The following is an 18571-nucleotide window of genomic DNA, read 5'->3' on the forward strand; positions in this document are numbered from 1 at the left end:
AGACACCGTGGCACTCGACACACCAAAACCTCTGGTTCTTTCCAACGCCAGAGTGATCGACCCTGTACGGGATCTGGATGCACCGGGATCGGTCATCATTGCCGATGGCACGATCCTGGCTGCCGGACCGGAAGCAGCCAACCAGGGAACGCCTTACGGGGCTGAGATCATCGATTGCAAGGGGGCGATTGCCTGCCCCGGCCTGATTGACATGTGCGTCTCAGTGGGGGAACCAGGCGCTGAGCACCGTGAAACCCTGGCCAGCGCGTCACAGGCAGCCGCAGCAGGTGGCGTCACCACCATCTGCACCATGCCCGATACGGATCCGGTAATTGACGATCCGGCTCTGGTCGACTTCATCTTGAGGCGCGCCCGCGACACGGCAATTGTCAATGTGCATCCGCTTGCTGCCCTGACCAAAGGGCTCGCGGGCAAGGAAATGGCCGAAATCGGCCTGCTCAAGGAAGCAGGTGCCGTTGCTTTCACAAACGGGCACCTTTCCCTGAAAAATGCTCAGGTCATGCGACGCATCATGACCTATGCCCGCGATTTCGACGCTCTTGTTATCCATCACGCCGAAGATCCTGATCTTGCAGGAGGTGTCATGAATGCCGGTCTCAACGCAAGCTGGAAAGGCCTATCAGGTGTCCCCCGTGAAGCGGAAATCATCATGCTGGAACGGGATTTACGCCTGGTCGGCATGTCGAAAGGCAAATACCATGCGAACCTGATCTCGACTTCCGACAGCGCTGATGTCATTCGGACAGGGAAAAAGCGGGGGTTGGACATAACGGCCGGCATTTCGATCAACAACCTCACCCACAACGAGAACGACATCGGGGACTACAGGACCTTCTTCAAGATGTCCCCGCCTCTCAGAGATGAAGACGACCGGCAGGCGATGATCGAAGCAGTTGCAGATGGAACCATCGACATCATCTGTTCAAATCACGATCCTCAGGACGTGGAAACGAAGCGCCATCCGTGGGCGGAAGCTGAAGACGGAGCCATTGGTCTGGAAACCCTGCTTGCGGCGGCATTGCGGCTCTATCATGCAGAACAGGTTGATCTGAAAACTCTTCTGAAGACCATGACCTGCCACCCTGCCGACAGACTGGGTCTTGAAACAGGACGGCTGACAAAAGGTGCTCCGGCGGATGTCACGGTTTTCGACCCGGAACGGCCATGGGTGCTGGAAAAGAACGCCATCAGATCCCGGTCCAAGAATTCGCCTTTTGAAGATGCAAGGTTCTCAGGCCGCGTTCTGACCACCGTCGTCGCGGGCAAAACAGTTTATCGCTACTCCTAGACTGATAGCCCCGAAAACACCGGCCCTCGCCATGCGCAAGGTTCCTCAGTTTCCAAGGCGCCTTGAGCGCACAAAGATGCGCTTTGCCTTTTCCCTATTCGGTTAAGGCCAATCGCTCGGCCACCCATGGGAATGCCGTTCTTTCCAGACGCTCCTCAACGAGCTCACGATGGTCTCCGTCATAGACATCCAGTCTGTGGGGAACCCGTTCTTTGCCCAGTTCTTGCGAAAATTCCAATGTCCCTGAAGGGATATGAAGAAACTGATCATCCAGCCCGACACTCATTCCCAAACCGCGAAGACCGCGAAGACTTTCGCGAGAACCTCTTATCTGACGCACAGGGAACTGATCCAGGTACCGGTCGAGGACCTCACCATCGAGTGCTATTTCACCGCGAACGATATCGAATGGAAAGTCCCCGTATATCGGAGCGGCATGAAGATCGGGACTGAAAGCTGTCACGATCCCCAAGAGAGCGATCGGATAAAAATCCCGATCTTCCAGTAGCTTTCGAAGGTCTTCGGTGTTCTCAATTGCCGCCGCACGCCGCCAGGCATCGTTGCCGAAACTCAAATCTTCTTCGGGCACCAGGCAACAAGGGCTGAGTGCCCAAACGACCGAAAAAACATCTGATCGCTTGATTGCCAGATTGAGCGCACCGTAGCCGCCCATCGAATGGCCCATGATGGCGCGAGCTGCGGTGTTTGCTACCGTGCGAAATTCCTTATCAACATAGGCAACCAGGTCATCTGCAATATAATCGGCCCAATTGCCGGTCACTGGTGAATTTCGGTAAAAGCCCCCACCATATCTGTTGCCGCCATTGGGCATTACGACAATCAGTTCAGGGATCTCGTCACTGGCGATCAGCCGGTCCAGGATCTTCGGGACGTCAAAATTTTCAACCCAGACGCCATAGTCATCAAATATGCCGTGCAGAAGATAGATGACCGGGTACCGGCTGTCCTTTGACAGGTCATAGCTGGGAGGCAGATAAATCGCGATGTTCTGGACGCTGAGCGTCCCGACCAGATTGCCTTTCAAAGCGGGCGCAGGCACTTTAACTTCCAGCACGCGGCCATGATCTGGAAAAGCGGTCTGTGCCAATGCGAAATTGGGGCTCAGAATCAGGATGAGAGCCGAGATCATCCAACTGAAAATCGACTTTCGCATCCTCACCAACCTCCTCGTGATTATCATTGAGATCTAAGTGTGATTTTCTCCAACACAAGCGGTTGTCAGGGTCTCAGGTCTGCTGAACCGACCCAATCGAGGTGCTCTCAATCTGTTCTTTTACCCTCTTCATCTGCCGTACTCATTGGCGGACACGCGTCCAGACCAGACTGCAATCAAGGCTCAGGATGTTCCAACGACCTGTTTGGCGCCACAATTCTCCAGGATCTTGTGGTCAACGACGAACCGGACTGGATAGCCCCATGCGCTTGTTGGCGTTTTTCTTCTCACTTCAGCTTCTAGGCCTCACACCGGCGGCAGGAGCGGATCTTTATCTGAAATACAAGCTTTACGCGCTTGGACTCCCCGTCGGGTCGGGCATCCTTCTGCTGGATGTGAACGACAAAAACTATTCGCTGAGCGCAAAAGGCCAGACTGCCGCGTTTGGTCGATTGGTTTCCGATGGTAAGGGATCAGCCGATGTACGCGGTGGCGTGCGAAATCTCGGTTTCCAGCCTGAAACCTATTCACTTGACATCAAGAGTGAGGACGACAGCGGCACGGTTGCCATGACAATGCGATCCGGAAACGTCAAGGACGTTGAAGTCATCCCTCCTCAGGATCGAATGAAAGAACGAATAAAGGTGTCAGCTGGTCATCTGAAAAACGTTCTAGATCCCTTGTCTGCAGCAATCATGCCTGCACCCAACGGGCTGGAGAAAGATAGCTGCAACAGAACTCTGCGTATCTACGATGGCAAAGAGCGATACGACGCGCATCTTAGCTACAAGAGCACGAGGACCACAAAGACAGCTGACCGCCGGTTCAAGGGAAAGGTGCTCGTCTGCCGCGTCCGCTATGAGCCCGTTTCAGGTCACCGGCCGAAGCGTAAGGCTATTCAGGAGCTGGCTGCCAACAAGTCCATGGAGGTCTGGCTCGCACCAGTTGGCAACAAACCCTATCTGGTGCCTCTCCGGGCCGCTATTTCGCTTCCCTTTGGCTCCCTTGTGGTCGAAGCTGAAAAATACAAACTGTCAGATTGAGTGCAGGATCCGATTTCTGTTGGTGATCAACACCCTATTCCACCTGGCAGGCTGTTTTGACCACGATCTCCTTGATCCGGTAAGCGATACCGTTACAGTGCCGGTGCAAATTGCTTCGCGCACTACCTGAAGGAAAACAGCGTGCCTGATCCGATCAGCTGGGAATTCGCCTGGCCCTATTTTGTTGCCGCGCTTGTCTTCGGCTATCTGCTCGGGTCAATACCGTTTGGCCTGATATTCACGCGCATGGCGGGCCTTGGAGACATTCGCAAGATCGGCTCCGGCAACATCGGGACGACCAACGTCCTGCGTACAGGCAACAAGGCCGTTGCAGCTGCGACGCTGTTGGGGGATGGGCTGAAGGGAACTGTAGCGGTTCTGGTCGCTGGTTCGTTCTATGGTCAGGATATGGCTGTTGTTGCAGGCCTCGGAGCGTTTCTCGGGCACCTTTTCCCCGTCTGGCTGAAATTCAAAGGTGGTAAAGGTGTCGCCACCTATCTGGGCATTTTGCTCGGTCTTTATTGGCCGATGTTTCTACTGGCTGCCGCGATCTGGGTCGGGATGGCCTTCGTTTTCCGCTATTCATCCTTGTCCGCGTTGTCGATGACCCTATTAACGCCAGTCCTGCTCTTTCTGGTTTTCCAACAGGCACAGATCGCTGAACTTTTTCTGCTGCTTTCAGTCCTGCTCTGGCTAAAGCACCATGAAAATATTGGCCGTCTTCTCAAGGGACAGGAGAGCAAAATCGGCGCAACTTCCAAACCGGCAGCAGAAACGGCACTCGAGCCGGACAATGGAGGCTCGTGAGCAGCTCAGCTCAATATAAAAGCAAGGGTCTCCCGGAGGCCGAGAAACTTGCGTGGCTTCGGCTTATACGATCTGAGAATATCGGTCCGGCAACGTTCCACGATCTGCTGGATCATGCAGGATCTGCCATAACTGCTTTGGAGATGCTGCCGGCACTGTCCCGTCGCGGCGGCAAGAAGGCGATCAAGATCTGTTCGCCCGAAGAAGCTGAAGCCGAGTATTCTTCTCACCACTCCAAAGGTGCCCGGCTTGTCGCATATGGCGAAGAAGGCTATCCGCAGCATCTGATGCATATTGATGCGCCGCCGCCCCTTTTGTCAGTGAAGGGCGGGAATGCACTCAGTCAGCCTCGCATGATCGCAATAGTCGGCGCACGGAACGCTTCGCTTTCGGGTCGCAAGCTCGCGGCAAGATTTGCAAAAGAACTTGGCGAAGAGGGATTTGTCATAGCTTCGGGGCTGGCCAGAGGCATTGACGCGGCAGCCCACGAAGCTGCGACCCGGTCCGGTACGATTGCCGCCTTTGCCGGTGGCATCGACGTTCTCTATCCACCGGAACATGACCGGCTGCTTGCCGCCATATTGGATGCTGGCGGAACCGCCATCAGTGAAATGCCTTTAGGGTGGAAGCCGCGCGGGCGTGATTTTCCAAGGCGAAACCGGCTGATATCAGGAGTTTCCCTCGGTGTGATCGTGATCGAAGCGGCCAAGGCGTCCGGTTCACTTCACACAGCGCGCTATGCCCTGGAACAGAACCGAGACATTTTTGCCGTTCCCGGCTCGCCTCTCGACCCGAGATCAGCAGGAACGAACGGACTGATACGGCAAGGCGCAGCACTAATAACCTGTGTCGAGGACATACTGGAGGGCTTGTCGGGGCGTCTTGAACCCATTCTGCCTCTTCAGCCAAGACTGCTGGAACCGAACAGGCCTTCCCCGGGCGGGGCGGAGCCGAGTGGAAAACTTAGGGACAAGCTTCTTTCGGCACTCGGCCCGACACCGATCGATGTCGACGAACTCATTCGCTTTGCCGAAGTCGATGCCCGTACACTTCACGTCCTGCTTCTTGAGTTGGAGCTTGGCGGACGCCTGGAGAGGCATCCGGGCAACAAAATCTCACTCCTGATGTGATTGGAAGAAATCTCTTGAATCTCAGTGGATAACTCGTATCAGCAGCGAACAACTTGACCGATGTGTCTCAAAGGTCCATTTGACAGGCGACGCATGATCCTTGATCGTCTGCGCCAACACAGTATCTGAAAGATCCCCTTCTCCACCGGGCGGCAGCCCCGTTTCCGGCAAAAATTATTTGGGTAAGAATGAACGTCGTCATTGTGGAATCGCCGGCGAAAGCCAAGACGATCAATAAATATCTAGGCTCCGATTACACTGTTCTGGCTTCCTATGGCCACGTGCGCGACCTGCCGGCGAAAGACGGCTCGGTGCTGCCGGACGACAATTTTTCCATGAGCTGGCAGGTGGACTCCAAGTCCCAGAAACGCCTGACCGAGATTGCAAATGCAGTCAAGGAAGCAGATCGCCTTATTCTCGCAACCGACCCCGACCGGGAAGGCGAAGCGATCTCGTGGCATGTGCTTGAAGTGTTGCAGAAGAAACGTGTCCTGAAGGACAAGCAGGTGGAACGGGTGGTCTTTAACGCGATCACCAAGAAGGCCATCCTGGAAGCAATGGACAATCCGCGCGAGTTGGATGCCCCCCTTGTCGATGCCTATCTTGCCCGCCGCGCGCTCGACTATCTGGTCGGTTTCACCCTGTCTCCGGTCTTGTGGCGCAAATTGCCGGGTGCGCGTTCAGCCGGGCGGGTTCAATCCGTTGCCCTGAGACTGATCTGCGACCGGGAAATGGAGATCGAAACCTTCGAGCCGCAGGAATACTGGTCGATCTTCGCCAATATGAAGACACCTGCCGGCGATATGTTTCAGGCGGGACTGACCGGGTTCGACGGCCGGAAGATCGGCCGTCTCGATGTCAAAAACGAGACGGAAGCCACCACGATCAAGACCATGCTGGAAAGCGCCAGTTTCAAGGTCGACAGTGTTGCTTCCAAGCCCGCCAAACGGAACCCGGCCGCCCCGTTCACAACGTCCACTCTGCAACAGGAAGCTTCGCGCAAACTCGGATTTGCAGCATCCCGTACAATGCAGGTGGCGCAGAAGCTTTATGAGGGCATTTCCATTGGCGGTGAGACCTCAGGTCTGATCACCTATATGCGTACCGATGGCGTGCAGATTGCCGGAGAAGCAATTGCTGCTGCGCGCTCGGTGATCGGCAAGGATTTCGGTGACAAATACGTGCCCGAAAAGCCGCGTGTTTATTCCTCCAAGGCAAAGAATGCTCAGGAAGCGCACGAGGCAATCCGACCGACCGACCTCTCGCGTCGACCCAAGGATGTTGCCCAGTTTCTCGACCCCGACCAGGCCAGACTTTACGAACTGATCTGGAAACGCACCATGGCGTCGCAGATGGAATCTGCGGTCCTGGAGCGCACGACCATTGAAATTGTCGCCGACGGCTCGGGCAAGCGCGCTAACTTGCGCGCAACAGGGTCCGTCGTGCGCTTCGACGGTTTTCTGGCGCTTTACCAGGAAGGCCGCGACGATGACGACGACGAAAATTCCAAACGTCTTCCACCGGTCGATCAAGGCGCTTCATTAAGCGCGACTTCCGTCGACGGAACGACAGAAGCGATCGAATCAAGCCAGCACTTTACGACGCCTCCGCCGCGCTACACCGAGGCAAGTCTCGTCAAGAAGATGGAAGAACTTGGCATTGGCCGGCCATCGACTTACGCTTCGACGCTGCAAACGCTGCGCGACCGCGATTATGTCGAACTCGAAAAGAAGCAGCTGGTCCCGCAAGACAAGGGCCGGATCGTCATTGCGTTCCTTGAAAGTTTCTTCCAGCGCTATGTCGAATTCGATTTCACCGCGAGTCTTGAAGAAAAACTCGACAAGATTTCAGCGGGTGAGCTGTCCTGGCTCGATGTTTTGCGAGACTTCTGGACCGGTTTTTCCGGCGCTGTCGATGAAATCAAGGATCTGCGCGTTGCGCAGGTCATCGACGCACTGAACGAACTGCTTGGTCCGCATATCTTCCCACCCAAGGAAGACGGCACCGATCCGCGCAAATGTCCGTCATGCGACACCGGGCAACTGTCACTGAAAGTCAGCCGCTGGGGCGCATTTATCGGATGTTCCAATTATCCCGAATGCGGTTTCACCCGTCAGCTGGGCAAACCGAGCGGCGAAGACGGCGATGCAGATGAAGGTCCGAAAGTCTTGGGTGTCGACCCCGAAACCGGACAGGAAGTCTCCCTAAGAACCGGTCGTTTCGGCCCCTACGTTCAACTTGGCACAGAAGCCAAGCCAAAACGCTCCTCCCTGCCCAAGGGATGGTCCGCGCCTGATATGGACCTGGACAAGGCTCTGCAGCTTTTGTCCTTGCCGCGCGAAGTTGGACCGCACCCGGAAGACGGGAAGATGATAAGTGCCGGTATCGGCCGATATGGTCCATTCGTCCTTCATGAAGGCACCTACGCCAATCTATCCACACCGGATGAGGTCTTTTCCGTCGGCATCAACCGTGCCGTCGATGCGCTTGCCGAAAAACGTGCCAAAGGGGGCGGTCGGCGTGGGGCGGCGGCCACGCCTCTGAAGGAACTCGGCGAACACCCCGACGAGGGTGGTCCCATAAATGTCTATGACGGACGGTATGGGCCTTACGTCAAACACGGTAAAATCAACGCCACGTTGCCAAAGGATTCAGATCCAAAAGCAGTCACCTTGGAACAAGCGCTTGAATTGATCGCTGCCAAGGCCGCCAAGGGCGGCGGAAAGAAAAAGGCGGCTGCAAAGAAAAGCACGGCCAAAAAAACCACGACCAAGAAGACAGCCCCAAAGAAAACCGCGACCAAGGCCAAAGTGGATGCTTCTTCCGACGAGGTACCCTGGGATGACGCCTCTTGAGCGCAAAACGCATTAACACGCGCAAACATACCAAACGCAAGCACGCCAAAGTTCCCGGCGAAATGCCCTCCCGTGAGGACATTCTCGCTTTTGTTGCCGACAATCCGGGACGCGCAGGCAAACGGGAAATTGCGCGTCACTTCGGGATCATCGGCGGCGCGCGCATTCATCTCAAGAAAATGCTCAAGGATCTTGCAGATGACGGTCTGATTGAAAAACGCAACAAGCGCATGATCAGGCCAGGCGACCTGCCTCCCGTCTTTGTCGTCAGTTTGAACGCACGTGACCGGGATGGCGAGCTTCTGGGAACCCCGGTTGATTGGGACGAGGAAGCGGGTGCGCCACCAAAAATTCTTGTCCTGACCGGCAAGACCAAAAACACGCAGGCCGGGGTTGGAGACAGGGCGCTGATCCGCCTGACCGAAGCAGAGACCGGTCCGGAAGCGGAGCATGTGGGCCGTGTCATCAGGGTTCTGGAAAAGCGACAGAGCGCCATCCTCGGCATTCTTCGCAAACGCAACGGCAATCGTCCCGCGTATTTGGAGCCGATAGACCGAAAACAACGGGAACTGGATGTTGACCCGGCAGAGATGAAGGAAGCTGACGACGGCGACCTCGTCAGTGTCCAGGTGACAAGGTCCGGTCGATATGGTCAGCCGCGGGCATCCATTGTCGAGCGGTTCGGTTCCATGAACTCGGAAAAGGCTGTTTCTGAGATTGCGCTACAGTCTCATGGCATTCCGCACGTCTTTCCGTCCTCGGTAACTGAGCAGGCAGACAGTGCGAAACCCGTTGAAAAACTGGGAACACGTGAAGACTGGCGCCAGGTACCATTGATCACCATCGACCCGCCCGATGCCAAGGACCACGACGACGCCGTCTATGCAGAACCGGACAACGATCCGCAGAATGCAGGCGGACACGTCGTTTATGTCGCGATTGCCGATGTTGCTTACTATGTGACACCAGGATCGCCGATGGACCGCGAAGCGCACTTGCGCGGAAATTCGGTCTATTTCCCGGATCGCGTCATCCCAATGTTGCCGGAGCGCATTTCAAATCAGCTTTGCTCCCTCAGGGAAAAAGAAGACAAGCCGGCAATGGGCGCGCGCATGGTCTTTGACAAGACCGGGCGCAAGATCAGCCACACTTTTCACCGGGTCCTGATGCGCTCGGCCGCAAAGCTGTCCTATCTGCAGGCTCAAAAGGCCATAGACGGTGTCACCGACGAAAAGACCGAAACGCTCCTTGAAGGCGTTCTGAAGCCTCTTTGGGCAGCTTACCAGGTCTTGAAGAAGGGCCGCACAGCCAGAGAGCCACTGGAACTCGATTTGCCTGAGCGCAAGATCAAACTGAAGCCTGACGGCACTGTTGACCATGTCTACGTGCCTGAGCGTCTCGACGCACACAAACTCATCGAAGAGTTCATGATCCAGGCGAATGTCGCGGCGGCAGAGACACTGGAAAAAAAGAAGACGCCCCTGCTCTACCGGGTGCACGACGCATCAACCCCGGAAAAGCTTGAAAGCCTCAAGGACTTTCTGTCGACTTTGAACATGAAGCTTCCATCCTCCGGTGGATTGAGGCCTGCCGTGTTCAATGGAATTCTGGCGAAGGTCAAGGACACGCCGCAGGCGCATCTGGTCAACGAGGTGATCCTGCGCAGTCAGGCGCAAGCCGAATACACGCCGCAAAATATCGGGCATTTCGGACTGAACCTGCGTCGGTACGCTCACTTCACCTCTCCCATTCGTCGCTACGCGGATCTGATCGTCCATCGCGGCCTCATTTCGGCCCTGGAGCTTGGCAATGACGGCCTGCAAGACGGCATTGAAGCCAAACTCGAAGCAATCGGTGCAGAAATATCATCGGCCGAACGCCGGGCCATGCTTGCCGAGCGCGATACCATCGATCGCCTGATCGCACTTTGGATGAGCGATCAGATCGGTGCGACGTTTCAAGGGCGTATTGCCGGTGTCGTAAAGTCCGGACTGTTCGTGCGCCTTGAAGAGACAGGTGCAGATGGATTTGTTCCGGCATCGACTATTGGTGTCGACTATTATCGCTACGACGAAGGGTCGCATGCCTTGATAGGTGACAAAACCGGCGAGACTTATCAACTTGGCGATCAGGTGGAAGTCAGGCTTGTTGAAGCTGCGCCCTTTGCCGGAGCTCTCACATTCGAGATTCTCAGCCATGGACGGATGGCCGGGAAACGTATTCGCAAAGCAGCACCCAAGGTGCGGCGCGGTCCGCCCAAAGGCGGACGCAACAAGACCTCCACACGGAAGCAAAGCCGAAGGAGGGCCTAGTGACGGTTCGCTATGAGTTGAATGAAAACCTTTCTGCGCCACCTGAGAAGGCAGCAAAGCCGCGGCGCGCGGTCATGCCGGCCATGATGCGGGGCGCGTTCAATCGTTGCATGGCCTGCGGCGAAGGAAAGGTCTTTGACGGTTTCCTGACAACGCGCCATGCCTGTTCGAAATGTGGTGAGGAGTTTCATCATCATCGCGCTGACGATGCACCGCCCTATTTCACGATCACGATTGTCGGCCACATCATTATTCCTGCCCTGCTGGTTGTCGAAGTCATGTGGCGCCCGGCAATCTGGATCCATATGTCGATCTGGTTACCACTCACCGTTTTCCTGGCACTCGCTCTCATGCGACCCGTGAAAGGGGCGCTGGTCGGTTTGCAATGGGCCCTCTACATGCACGGTTTCGATCCGGAAGCCGAAGACGACATGCCCGTTGTTGACATGCCGGCAAGGCACGAAGGCACCCAATGACCGGTTCTTTTGAAAAGCAATTGGCAAAAGACGAAAAAGCCGGCGATTACCCATACATTCGACCGAAGGATGCCGCCACACTGCTTATCCTCGACAGGGACGGATCAGGTGACGTCAGACTGCTGATGGGCCGTCGGCACATGCGCCACACATTTATGCCCGGAAAATTCGTTTTCCCCGGCGGGCGGGTAGATCCGGCAGATTCCAGAGTGGCGAATGTGCTTCCCTATCATCCGGACGTTCAGGCGCGTCTTTCGAAAGGTTTGAAGAAGGTCAAAACCGAAGCACGCGTCCGCGCCTTCGCGCTGGCGGCAATCCGAGAGACCTATGAAGAAGCGGGACTTTTCATCGGCCAAAAAGGCAACGGAACCTCTCAACGGCTAGGCACCGGTTTCGAAGCCTTCATGGAACGTGGCATTCAGCCGGACCTTGGTGGCCTGCGTATGATCGCCAGAGCCGTCACACCGACAAAACGCCCTCGCCGCTTCGACACGCGTTTCTTTTCGGTCTGGGCCGATGCGATCGCCGACCGACTGCCAGATGGGAAAGGTCCTTCAGGGGAGTTGGAAGACTGCGCCTGGCTCACGCTTGAAGAGGCACGGGAAAAAGAACTGCCGCTGATCACAACGAAGATACTGGCCGATCTGGAGAGCCGTCTGGAAACGGATCCAGACCTGTCTCCAGACACCCCCGTCCCCTACTATTACTTTAGGAACGGCGCATTTGTACGTGACCTTTTGTAGGTGTTTGAAATTCCGGGCAACGGATCTCCCGATGCAATGCTATAATTGAACAGCTGCAACAAATGGAGCCTTGTTCCATGAAAGACCGCGCTATCGTTCCGGACGAGTTGGAGGGTTATTACAGCGACTGGAAGATGTCGCCCGGGCTGGCCTGTGGGGATTTCCTGTTCTTTTCGGGATTTACCGGCGCCGACGCTGACGGAAACCTTTCCGATGATCCTGAAACACAGATTCGCATGGCCTTCCGTAAGGTGGGACTGGTGCTTGCAAAAGCGGGCCTGAGCTATAATGCGCTAGTGGAAATGACGTCCTATCACGTTGGCCTGAAAGAGCATCTTGAACTTTTCAAGCAGATACGCGCGGAATATGTCGAGGAACCCTATCCGGCCTGGACCGCAATTGAAGTGGCTGGATTTGTGCGAGATGGGGCCGTGATTGAAATCAAGGCCGTCGCCAACCGAGTACCGAAATCCGACTAGGATTTCCAGCCATGACAACACACATCCCCATGTATCGACGCGCGCGCATTGCCATTGCCCATTAAAAATCGTCCGGGACGGCACGCAGCGCTTGACTTTGGCAACCTGATGAGTACTTTGCGCGCTGATTTCAGACATTGGGGTAGATTCACCGCCAGCCAATCTGGCCGCGAGAATTGTTTGCCCGACACAAGAGAACAGGATCCAAGGCCATGGCCAAGGCGACAACAATCAAAATCAAGCTCCTCTCCACGGCGGACACCGGCTTCTTCTATGTCACCAAGAAGAATTCCCGCACGATGACCGAAAAGATGGTCAAGAAGAAATACGACCCGGTTGCGAAAAAACACGTCGAGTTCAAGGAAGCCAAGATCAAGTAATTTGGTTTTGAATGATGGAACGACCGGAACCCGCCAATTCGGCGGGTTTTGTTTTTTGGGCACGCCCGCGCACACGGCAAAAGGCGCACAAAGTCATAAGCCTGATATTCTGAGAGAATTTGTGGTCGGCGGGAACACGGCATTCGAGGAGGCCACTCATCGGCCGGTTCCCAACCGACCTGCCCCACGGACCCAGGAGATGCGGCGGACCTGAGCACTCCGAGGGGAAACTAATTGCCAGATTAACGTCGCGGCAATCACAACCGCGCCAACAAGGCCATCAGGGAAATCCCTAATCTTCGGCCACAGTACCGTATTGTTGCCTGATTGCAATAAATTCCGCAAAATATACACAGAAACAATGCGGTTTTAGTAAATTCGTAACCTTAATGTGAGCTCGAATTTCGTTTTCATTGACCAAAGTCGTAGCTCATGATCGGGTTTCGACAACTGGTGATTGCTCGAAGTCTTTGCGAAATCTTTCGCTGACGCAGTATTTTTCGATGCGCTGATCAGGCTTCGCCCAGATAGGTGCGCACAGTCTCCAGAAACTTGGCAACCGAGATAGGCTTCGAGATATAAGCCTCACACCCGCCCTGCCGAATACGCTCTTCGTCACCCTTCATTGCGAATGCAGTCACCGCAATCACGGGAATAGACGAGATGTCTTCGTCTTCCTTGATCCACTTGGTGACCTCAAGCCCGGAAACTTCCGGAAGCTGAATGTCCATCAGGATAAGGTCTGGATGATGTTCCCGCGCAAGCTTGAGAGCTTCAATTCCGGTCCGTGTCTGCAAAGTGTCGTAACCGTGCGCCTCAAGCAGATCATGAAACAATTTCATGTTCAGCTCGTTGTCTTCGACGATTAACACCGATTTTGCCATAAGTCCGGCCCTTCACCCGGCTCAGGGCCGGTCCCATCTTTCAATTTGCGGCATTTCTGATCCGCTATGGAACCCTTCCCTGGTCCGCATTAGGTTTCTTCTAACCCGGAATCGTTTCAGAAAGGCAAAAAAACACAATGAAAAATGTACACGGAAAGTCATTATCCGTTGAAGAAGCACAAGGAATTGCCACTGAAGCACTGCTGCAGTTGAGCCGGGAGCCAGAACAGATAGGCCGTTTTCTGGCTTTTTCAGGTATTGGCCCAGAAATGATTCGGGAAGCTGCAGGAGAACCAGGATTTCTTGCAGGCGTTCTGGAGTTCTACATGATGGACGAGGCACTTTTGCTTGCCTTTTGCGAGAACGCCGGCATCCGCCCGACCATGATCGCAGCCGCCCGGTATGCCTTGACCGGAGGCATGGAAGATCATGCCTGAACCAACACCGGTACTTCCAGAGGTTTTGAGCCAGATCCGCGCCTTGCCGGCGTCAGGCAGGCCGCTGATTATCTGTGATGTCGATGAAGTCATTTTGCATCTGACAACGCATCTGGAAGACTATCTTCATTCCAACGGTCTGATGTTTTTAAAATACGAATACCGTCTGACCGGAAATATCGGTAGCAAGAAGACCGGCACGTCGCTGAATGCGACCGAGGTGAAGAAGCTTCTCATGAGTTTCTTTGATGAAGTCAGCCCACATCAGGACCTTGTCCCCGGCGCTGATACGGCGCTTCACAGCCTTTCCGATGATTGGGACGTTGTGTTGCTGACAAATCTTCCAGGGGCACACAACAAACCGGTTCGAGAGAACCTTCTGGCAGCCAAGGGTCTCAACTACCCGGTGCTCACAAACTCCGGACCCAAGGGCGGCGCTGTCGCAGCCCTGGCCTCGGGCCGACCCTCACCCGTCGTCTTCATCGACGACAGCCCGACCAACCATAATTCGGTGAATGCCTCCCTGCCCTCGTCCATTCAGATCCAATTTATTGCCGACCCTAGGTTCCTGACGTCAATGACGCGCGAGCAGCATGTTGATCTGTTGACTGGAGATTGGCAGGAGACGGAAACCTTTATCAGCAGTATTCTGTCGGCGGCGAAAACCAGCTAGCTTGGAACACAGCTTCCGCACCAGAGATATCCATGTCGACGGACATCACCCATTCAGCCAACCTGGCTCCCGCGCTTTGCAGAGACTGCGGCACGCGCCTGCCTGCAGATATGAACCGGTGCCCGGCTTGTGGAAGTCCGAGGCTGGTCAAGCATGGGGAGCTCGACGTCTTGTCCATAGCGCATATCGATTGCGACGCCTTCTATGCGTCTATCGAAAAGCGTGACAACCCGGACCTTCTCGACAAGCCGGTGATCGTGGGCGGTGGGCAACGCGGCGTCGTCTCCACCTGTTGTTACATTGCACGGATCTACGGTGTTCGCTCCGCCATGCCGATGTTCAAGGCTCTTGAGGCCTGCCCGGACGCGATTGTTATAAAGCCGAACATGGAGAAGTACTCCAGAATTGGAAAAGAAATGCGAGAGCGCATGCGTGCGCTTACCCCGTTGGTGGAGCCGCTATCCATCGATGAAGCCTTTCTCGATCTTACTGGAACGGAGCGCTTGCATCGGGCAACACCTGCTGAAACACTCGCCAAATTCATTCGGGAAATTGAGGAAGATATCGGTATCAGCGCTTCGGTCGGCCTGGCACCGAACAAATTTCTGGCGAAACTTGCTTCAGATCTTGAAAAACCGCGCGGGTTTTCGGTGATCGGCGCTGCGGAGGCCAAGTCCGTTCTGGCGGGCATGCCAGTGGGCCGGATCTGGGGCGTTGGAAAGGTTTTTCAAAAGAAACTGGAAAAGGATGGCATTCGGACGATCGGTCAGCTGCAAACGATGGATTCTGCAGATCTCGCGCGCAAATACGGCTCAATCGGACTGCGCCTGGCTCACTTGTCTCAGGGTGACGACAGCAGACTGGTGAAGCCGCAGCGGGGAGCCAAAAGCGTATCGACCGAAACCACATTCAGAACAGATATCTCCAGCTTCGAAACCCTACGCCCGATCCTGCGCGATCTGTCCGAAAAGGTCTCGGCGCGTCTCAAGAAATCAGACCTCTCCGGTCGAGGCATAACCCTGAAACTCAAGACGGCGAACTTCAAGACCATCACAAGAGCCCGACATCTGACAGATCCGACACAGTTGGCTGACAGAATTTACTCTGCCGGTGTTTCGTTGCTTGAAAACGAGACAGACGGCAGACGCTTCCGCCTGATCGGCATTGGTGTCAGTGATTTGGAAACAGCCGAAAGAGCCGACCCCCAGGACCTTCTGGACGAGTCCGCCGAGCGGCGAAAAAGCGCTGAACGCGCTGTCGACAGGCTAAGGGACAAGTTCGGCAATTCGGCTGTTGAACTGGGTCTGACGCATGCTGCCAAGGCGGCAAAGGATGACAAGTAACCCACCGACAGAGCTCTCTTGCACTTATTGGCAATCCGTCTCGTCGTAGAGTTCCAGAGACGTCATGGTGCCCTGAATTGTGAAATCACCGTAGTCCAGTTTCAGATGGCCGCTGATACCGTTCTCATAAAGCCAGAAGGAGAGCTGGTAGACAGGAAGAAGTTCGCCGGATGCATCGTCCGTGCTGGGATCGAAATAGGCAACCGTCACCGGCCAATAATTCATGCCCGACAAGGGCGCATCGGCGCTGCTGGAATTCGATTTGACAGAATTGACCGCCTTCGTTCCGATCACGGATGTCGTGGCGTAGACCTTTTCGCCAGTTTCCGCGCCATCATAAATATCAGCTGCGACGAAACGGATACCATCCTTGGCAGACTTCATGATCGACAGCAGGTGTTCAGTCGGGAACAGCACTTCATTGCTTATTTCGAGTGACTTTTCCGAAGGCTCCTTCAGCTCAACCTTTTTCGCCTCCGCGCCGGAATGCGCAGTGCCACGTGTTTCTTCAACAAGCTTCTGGTCGACATAAGTCTTGGACAGGAACTGGTAGCTCTCTGCTTCCGGCTCTTCGAAAGAAGTTGTTTGCAGATCGGTGATTTGAGATCCACCGCTGGTATCTTGAAATTCGGTCACAAACCGGAAATTGACGCTGTAGCCTTCACAGGCATTTCCGGAAAAATCATAGACCATGCGGCCCGAGAGCCCTGCGATACCAGATTGCTCCTCCGTGTCGCCAAGTTTCATGTCGTAGACGGCCCTGTGAGGGACCAGCTTTGTCCCGACCGGTGCCGCACCGGCCGCAGCTACGGGCGTTGCGCCAATGACCCCTGACAAGAGCAGAAACGTGGCGGCACAGAACGAAAATTTCACGACAGTCTGCATCAAGAACCTCATGTTTCACCGACGGTTCGCTGGCCGCCAATGCGTTTGGACTATCATATTCGGGAAAAGGTGCATTTCGCTACAGCGAATGCGCAAATCGATAGGAAACTTGTGTGCTGCATATCCTGTTCTCACAGGATTAATCCGCTCTGTGACTGCAATTGCAGTTTGTTTCCTTGCATTTTGCCACCATTCTCATCGTGGAAATTTGATCTTGTGCCGGTCGCCAAATTGAGCGAAGACACCGCGACCAACAATCGGATCGAATTCCTGCGGAGACCATACATGAGCAGCACCATCGAAACCCGGCTCGCAGACCTTGGCGTTACGCTTCCAGAAGCAGCTGCGCCTGCCGCCAACTACGTGCCTTTCGTGAAAACGGGCAATCAGCTGTTTGTGTCCGGGCAGTTGCCAATGAGCGGCGGCAAGATAGAAGTTACCGGCAAGCTTGGCGACGGACTGGGTGTTGATGAAGGCAAACATGCTGCAAAACTTTGCGCCATCAATTTGCTTGCTCAGGCAAAAGCAGCCACTGGTGACCTTGAGAAAGTCGTTCGACTTGTCAAAATCGTCGGCTTCGTCAATTCGACCGGAGAGTTTGCTGATCAACCGCAGGTCATCAACGGTGCCTCGGATTTCCTGGTGGAAGCCATGGGCGACAAGGGCCGCCACGCCCGATCTGCAGTTAGCGCAGCCTCCCTGCCCTTTGGCGCCGCCGTCGAGATCGAAGCCATCTTCGAGATTGCCGACTAAGTTACAGTTTCCACCAAAACGCCGAATCGGTATTTCATTTTATGTCTCCCGACCTTGAGGCTATCTTTGCCCGTCCAATTGCGCATCGTGGACTTCACGATGCGGATAACGGGATTATGGAAAACTCACCCTCTGCGGTGCGGGAAGCTATCGACAGGTCTTTCGGAATCGAAGTCGATATTCAAGAGACTGCTGACGGCGAAGCACTGGTTTTTCATGACTACACGCTTGACCGGTTGGCCGAAGGATCTGGAAAGGTCATCGACTACAGTTCGAAGGCACTCGAAAAGATCCATATGAAAACGGGGACCGACAAGCTTTGGTTGCTTCAGGACCTTTTTTCACTTGTCGAAGGCAAGGTTCCGCTTGTTATTGAGATCAAATCGCTGATGCGCCGCGATGCGCAGGGCGACTTTGTGCGCCATGTTGTCGATCAGGTTGCCGCATACAATGGCCCGGTTTGCATCAAAACCTTCGATCCGGACATGCTTTCGATTGCAAGAGACCACAATCGAGAGGTCTTGCGCGGCATTGTTGCAGATGGCGCGGAACCAGGCCGCACCTATGTAAGCTTCAGCCGTGTTGACCGGTTCATTCTTCGTCATCTTCTTCACGCGCCGCGCACACGCCCGAATTTCGTGTCCTATGGTGTCAAGGACCTGCCGAAAGCAGGCCCCAGCCTGTTGCGCTCGGTCTTCAAACTTCCACTCATGTGCTGGACCGTGCGCACACGCGAACAACGCGAAATCGCCGCGCGCTATGCAGATCAAGTGGTCTTCGAAGGGTTTGATCCTGATAAAAGCCCCGGGGTTTGACGTCACTCTGCGTTCCGCTCTTGCACCGCAAAAAGCCAGCGCTACATTTTGATAGTGGTTTCAAACTGTGGTC

At 55.0% G+C, this 18571-nt stretch carries 18 protein-coding genes; 15 read left to right on the top strand and 3 right to left on the bottom strand.

Annotation, left to right across the window (positions count from 1 at the left end; translation table 11 throughout):
* The first annotated feature begins 7 nt into the window (after nucleotides 1-7).
* A complete protein-coding gene (locus K1718_RS17535; protein ID WP_152502183.1) occupies nucleotides 8-1309 on the top strand; it encodes a dihydroorotase in 1302 nt (433 codons plus the stop codon).
* A gap of 94 nt (nucleotides 1310-1403) precedes the next feature.
* Here the strand turns inward: K1718_RS17535 and K1718_RS17540 are convergent, their stop codons facing one another.
* Nucleotides 1404-2483, bottom strand: coding sequence for an alpha/beta hydrolase (locus K1718_RS17540; RefSeq protein ID WP_265681379.1), 1080 nt, complete (start codon nucleotides 2481-2483; stop codon nucleotides 1404-1406).
* A gap of 263 nt (nucleotides 2484-2746) precedes the next feature.
* Here K1718_RS17540 and K1718_RS17545 point away from each other — a divergent pair, with 263 nt between their 5' ends.
* The 9 genes from K1718_RS17545 (at nucleotide 2747) to rpmG (ending at nucleotide 12708) form a co-directional block, all read left to right on the top strand.
* Entirely contained in the window at nucleotides 2747-3526 is a 780-nt protein-coding gene (locus tag K1718_RS17545) for a DUF3108 domain-containing protein (protein WP_265681378.1), read from the top strand.
* Nucleotides 3527-3667: 141 nt separating this feature from the next.
* A complete protein-coding gene (gene plsY / locus K1718_RS17550; protein ID WP_265681377.1) occupies nucleotides 3668-4333 on the top strand; it encodes a glycerol-3-phosphate 1-O-acyltransferase PlsY in 666 nt (221 codons plus the stop codon).
* The gene (dprA, locus tag K1718_RS17555; RefSeq protein ID WP_265681376.1) at nucleotides 4330-5463 is read left to right on the top strand and encodes a DNA-processing protein DprA; all 1134 of its coding nucleotides are present in this window, start codon (nucleotides 4330-4332) and stop codon (nucleotides 5461-5463) included. Before plsY ends, dprA begins: the two co-directional genes overlap by 4 nt.
* Before the next feature lie 188 nt (nucleotides 5464-5651).
* A complete protein-coding gene (gene topA, locus K1718_RS17560) occupies nucleotides 5652-8318 on the top strand; it encodes a type I DNA topoisomerase (protein WP_265681374.1) in 2667 nt (888 codons plus the stop codon).
* Nucleotides 8319-8380: 62 nt separating this feature from the next.
* Nucleotides 8381-10630: a ribonuclease R gene (gene rnr / locus K1718_RS17565; RefSeq protein WP_265682537.1), complete on the top strand. Its 2250-nt coding sequence runs from the start codon at nucleotides 8381-8383 to the stop codon at nucleotides 10628-10630.
* On the top strand, nucleotides 10630-11106 hold the full coding sequence (locus K1718_RS17570) for a DUF983 domain-containing protein (protein WP_265681373.1): 477 nt from the start codon (nucleotides 10630-10632) through the stop codon (nucleotides 11104-11106). Before rnr ends, K1718_RS17570 begins: the two co-directional genes overlap by 1 nt.
* A complete protein-coding gene (locus K1718_RS17575) occupies nucleotides 11103-11849 on the top strand; it encodes an NUDIX hydrolase (RefSeq protein WP_152502190.1) in 747 nt (248 codons plus the stop codon). The genes K1718_RS17570 and K1718_RS17575 overlap by 4 nt, the downstream gene beginning before the upstream one ends.
* A 77-nt stretch (nucleotides 11850-11926) precedes the next feature.
* Nucleotides 11927-12328, top strand: a complete 402-nt coding sequence (locus K1718_RS17580) for a RidA family protein (protein ID WP_265681372.1) — start codon at nucleotides 11927-11929, stop codon at nucleotides 12326-12328.
* 212 nt (nucleotides 12329-12540) lie between these two features.
* Nucleotides 12541-12708, top strand: coding sequence for a 50S ribosomal protein L33 (gene rpmG, locus K1718_RS17585; RefSeq protein ID WP_055676652.1), 168 nt, complete (start codon nucleotides 12541-12543; stop codon nucleotides 12706-12708).
* A 512-nt stretch (nucleotides 12709-13220) separates the two neighbouring features.
* Here rpmG and K1718_RS17590 read toward each other — a convergent pair.
* On the bottom strand, nucleotides 13221-13592 hold the full coding sequence (locus K1718_RS17590) for a response regulator (protein WP_152502192.1): 372 nt from the start codon (nucleotides 13590-13592) through the stop codon (nucleotides 13221-13223).
* Between the two features lie 137 nt (nucleotides 13593-13729).
* On the opposite strand from K1718_RS17590, the gene K1718_RS17595 reads away from it, so the two are divergent.
* Genes K1718_RS17595 through K1718_RS17605 form a run of 3 tightly spaced genes read left to right on the top strand, consistent with a single transcriptional unit; the run spans nucleotide 13730 to nucleotide 16045 of the window.
* Complete coding sequence (locus K1718_RS17595; protein ID WP_152502193.1) at nucleotides 13730-14029, top strand: DUF3572 domain-containing protein; 300 nt, start codon at nucleotides 13730-13732, stop codon at nucleotides 14027-14029.
* Nucleotides 14022-14702 carry a hypothetical protein gene (locus K1718_RS17600; protein WP_265681371.1) on the top strand — a complete coding sequence of 227 codons (681 nt, stop codon included), beginning with the start codon at nucleotides 14022-14024 and terminating at the stop codon, nucleotides 14700-14702. Before K1718_RS17595 ends, K1718_RS17600 begins: the two co-directional genes overlap by 8 nt.
* Nucleotides 14703-14734: 32 nt before the next feature.
* On the top strand, nucleotides 14735-16045 hold the full coding sequence (locus K1718_RS17605) for a DNA polymerase IV (RefSeq protein ID WP_265681370.1): 1311 nt from the start codon (nucleotides 14735-14737) through the stop codon (nucleotides 16043-16045).
* A gap of 24 nt (nucleotides 16046-16069) precedes the next feature.
* Here the strand turns inward: K1718_RS17605 and K1718_RS17610 are convergent, their stop codons facing one another.
* Entirely contained in the window at nucleotides 16070-16918 is an 849-nt protein-coding gene (locus K1718_RS17610; protein WP_285806021.1) for a cell envelope integrity EipB family protein, read from the bottom strand.
* Between the two features lie 297 nt (nucleotides 16919-17215).
* Between K1718_RS17610 and K1718_RS17615 the strand changes: the two genes are divergently transcribed.
* A complete protein-coding gene (locus K1718_RS17615) occupies nucleotides 17216-17683 on the top strand; it encodes a RidA family protein (protein WP_152502197.1) in 468 nt (155 codons plus the stop codon).
* Between the two features lie 116 nt (nucleotides 17684-17799).
* Nucleotides 17800-18498: a glycerophosphodiester phosphodiesterase family protein gene (locus K1718_RS17620; RefSeq protein WP_209006614.1), complete on the top strand. Its 699-nt coding sequence runs from the start codon at nucleotides 17800-17802 to the stop codon at nucleotides 18496-18498.
* Nucleotides 18499-18571: the final 73 nt, after the last annotated feature.

The sequence above is a fragment of the Roseibium porphyridii genome, from assembly GCF_026191725.2.
Lineage (GTDB): Bacteria > Pseudomonadota > Alphaproteobacteria > Rhizobiales > Stappiaceae > Roseibium > Roseibium porphyridii.

What these genes read in the sequence shown, in the direction of transcription:
- K1718_RS17540 (WP_265681379.1), bottom strand. Translation starts at nt 2,483, where the DNA reads ATGCGAAAGTCGATTTTCAGTTGGATGATCTCGGCTCTCATCCTGATT.
- K1718_RS17545 (WP_265681378.1), top strand. Translation starts at nt 2,747, where the DNA reads ATGCGCTTGTTGGCGTTTTTCTTCTCACTTCAGCTTCTAGGCCTCACA.
- topA (WP_265681374.1), top strand. Translation starts at nt 5,652, where the DNA reads ATGAACGTCGTCATTGTGGAATCGCCGGCGAAAGCCAAGACGATCAAT.
- rnr (WP_265682537.1), top strand. Translation starts at nt 8,381, where the DNA reads ATGCCCTCCCGTGAGGACATTCTCGCTTTTGTTGCCGACAATCCGGGA.
- K1718_RS17575 (WP_152502190.1), top strand. Translation starts at nt 11,103, where the DNA reads ATGACCGGTTCTTTTGAAAAGCAATTGGCAAAAGACGAAAAAGCCGGC.
- K1718_RS17580 (WP_265681372.1), top strand. Translation starts at nt 11,927, where the DNA reads ATGAAAGACCGCGCTATCGTTCCGGACGAGTTGGAGGGTTATTACAGC.
- rpmG (WP_055676652.1), top strand. Translation starts at nt 12,541, where the DNA reads ATGGCCAAGGCGACAACAATCAAAATCAAGCTCCTCTCCACGGCGGAC.
- K1718_RS17590 (WP_152502192.1), bottom strand. Translation starts at nt 13,592, where the DNA reads ATGGCAAAATCGGTGTTAATCGTCGAAGACAACGAGCTGAACATGAAA.
- K1718_RS17595 (WP_152502193.1), top strand. Translation starts at nt 13,730, where the DNA reads ATGAAAAATGTACACGGAAAGTCATTATCCGTTGAAGAAGCACAAGGA.
- K1718_RS17600 (WP_265681371.1), top strand. Translation starts at nt 14,022, where the DNA reads ATGCCTGAACCAACACCGGTACTTCCAGAGGTTTTGAGCCAGATCCGC.
- K1718_RS17605 (WP_265681370.1), top strand. Translation starts at nt 14,735, where the DNA reads ATGTCGACGGACATCACCCATTCAGCCAACCTGGCTCCCGCGCTTTGC.
- K1718_RS17615 (WP_152502197.1), top strand. Translation starts at nt 17,216, where the DNA reads ATGAGCAGCACCATCGAAACCCGGCTCGCAGACCTTGGCGTTACGCTT.
- K1718_RS17620 (WP_209006614.1), top strand. Translation starts at nt 17,800, where the DNA reads ATGGAAAACTCACCCTCTGCGGTGCGGGAAGCTATCGACAGGTCTTTC.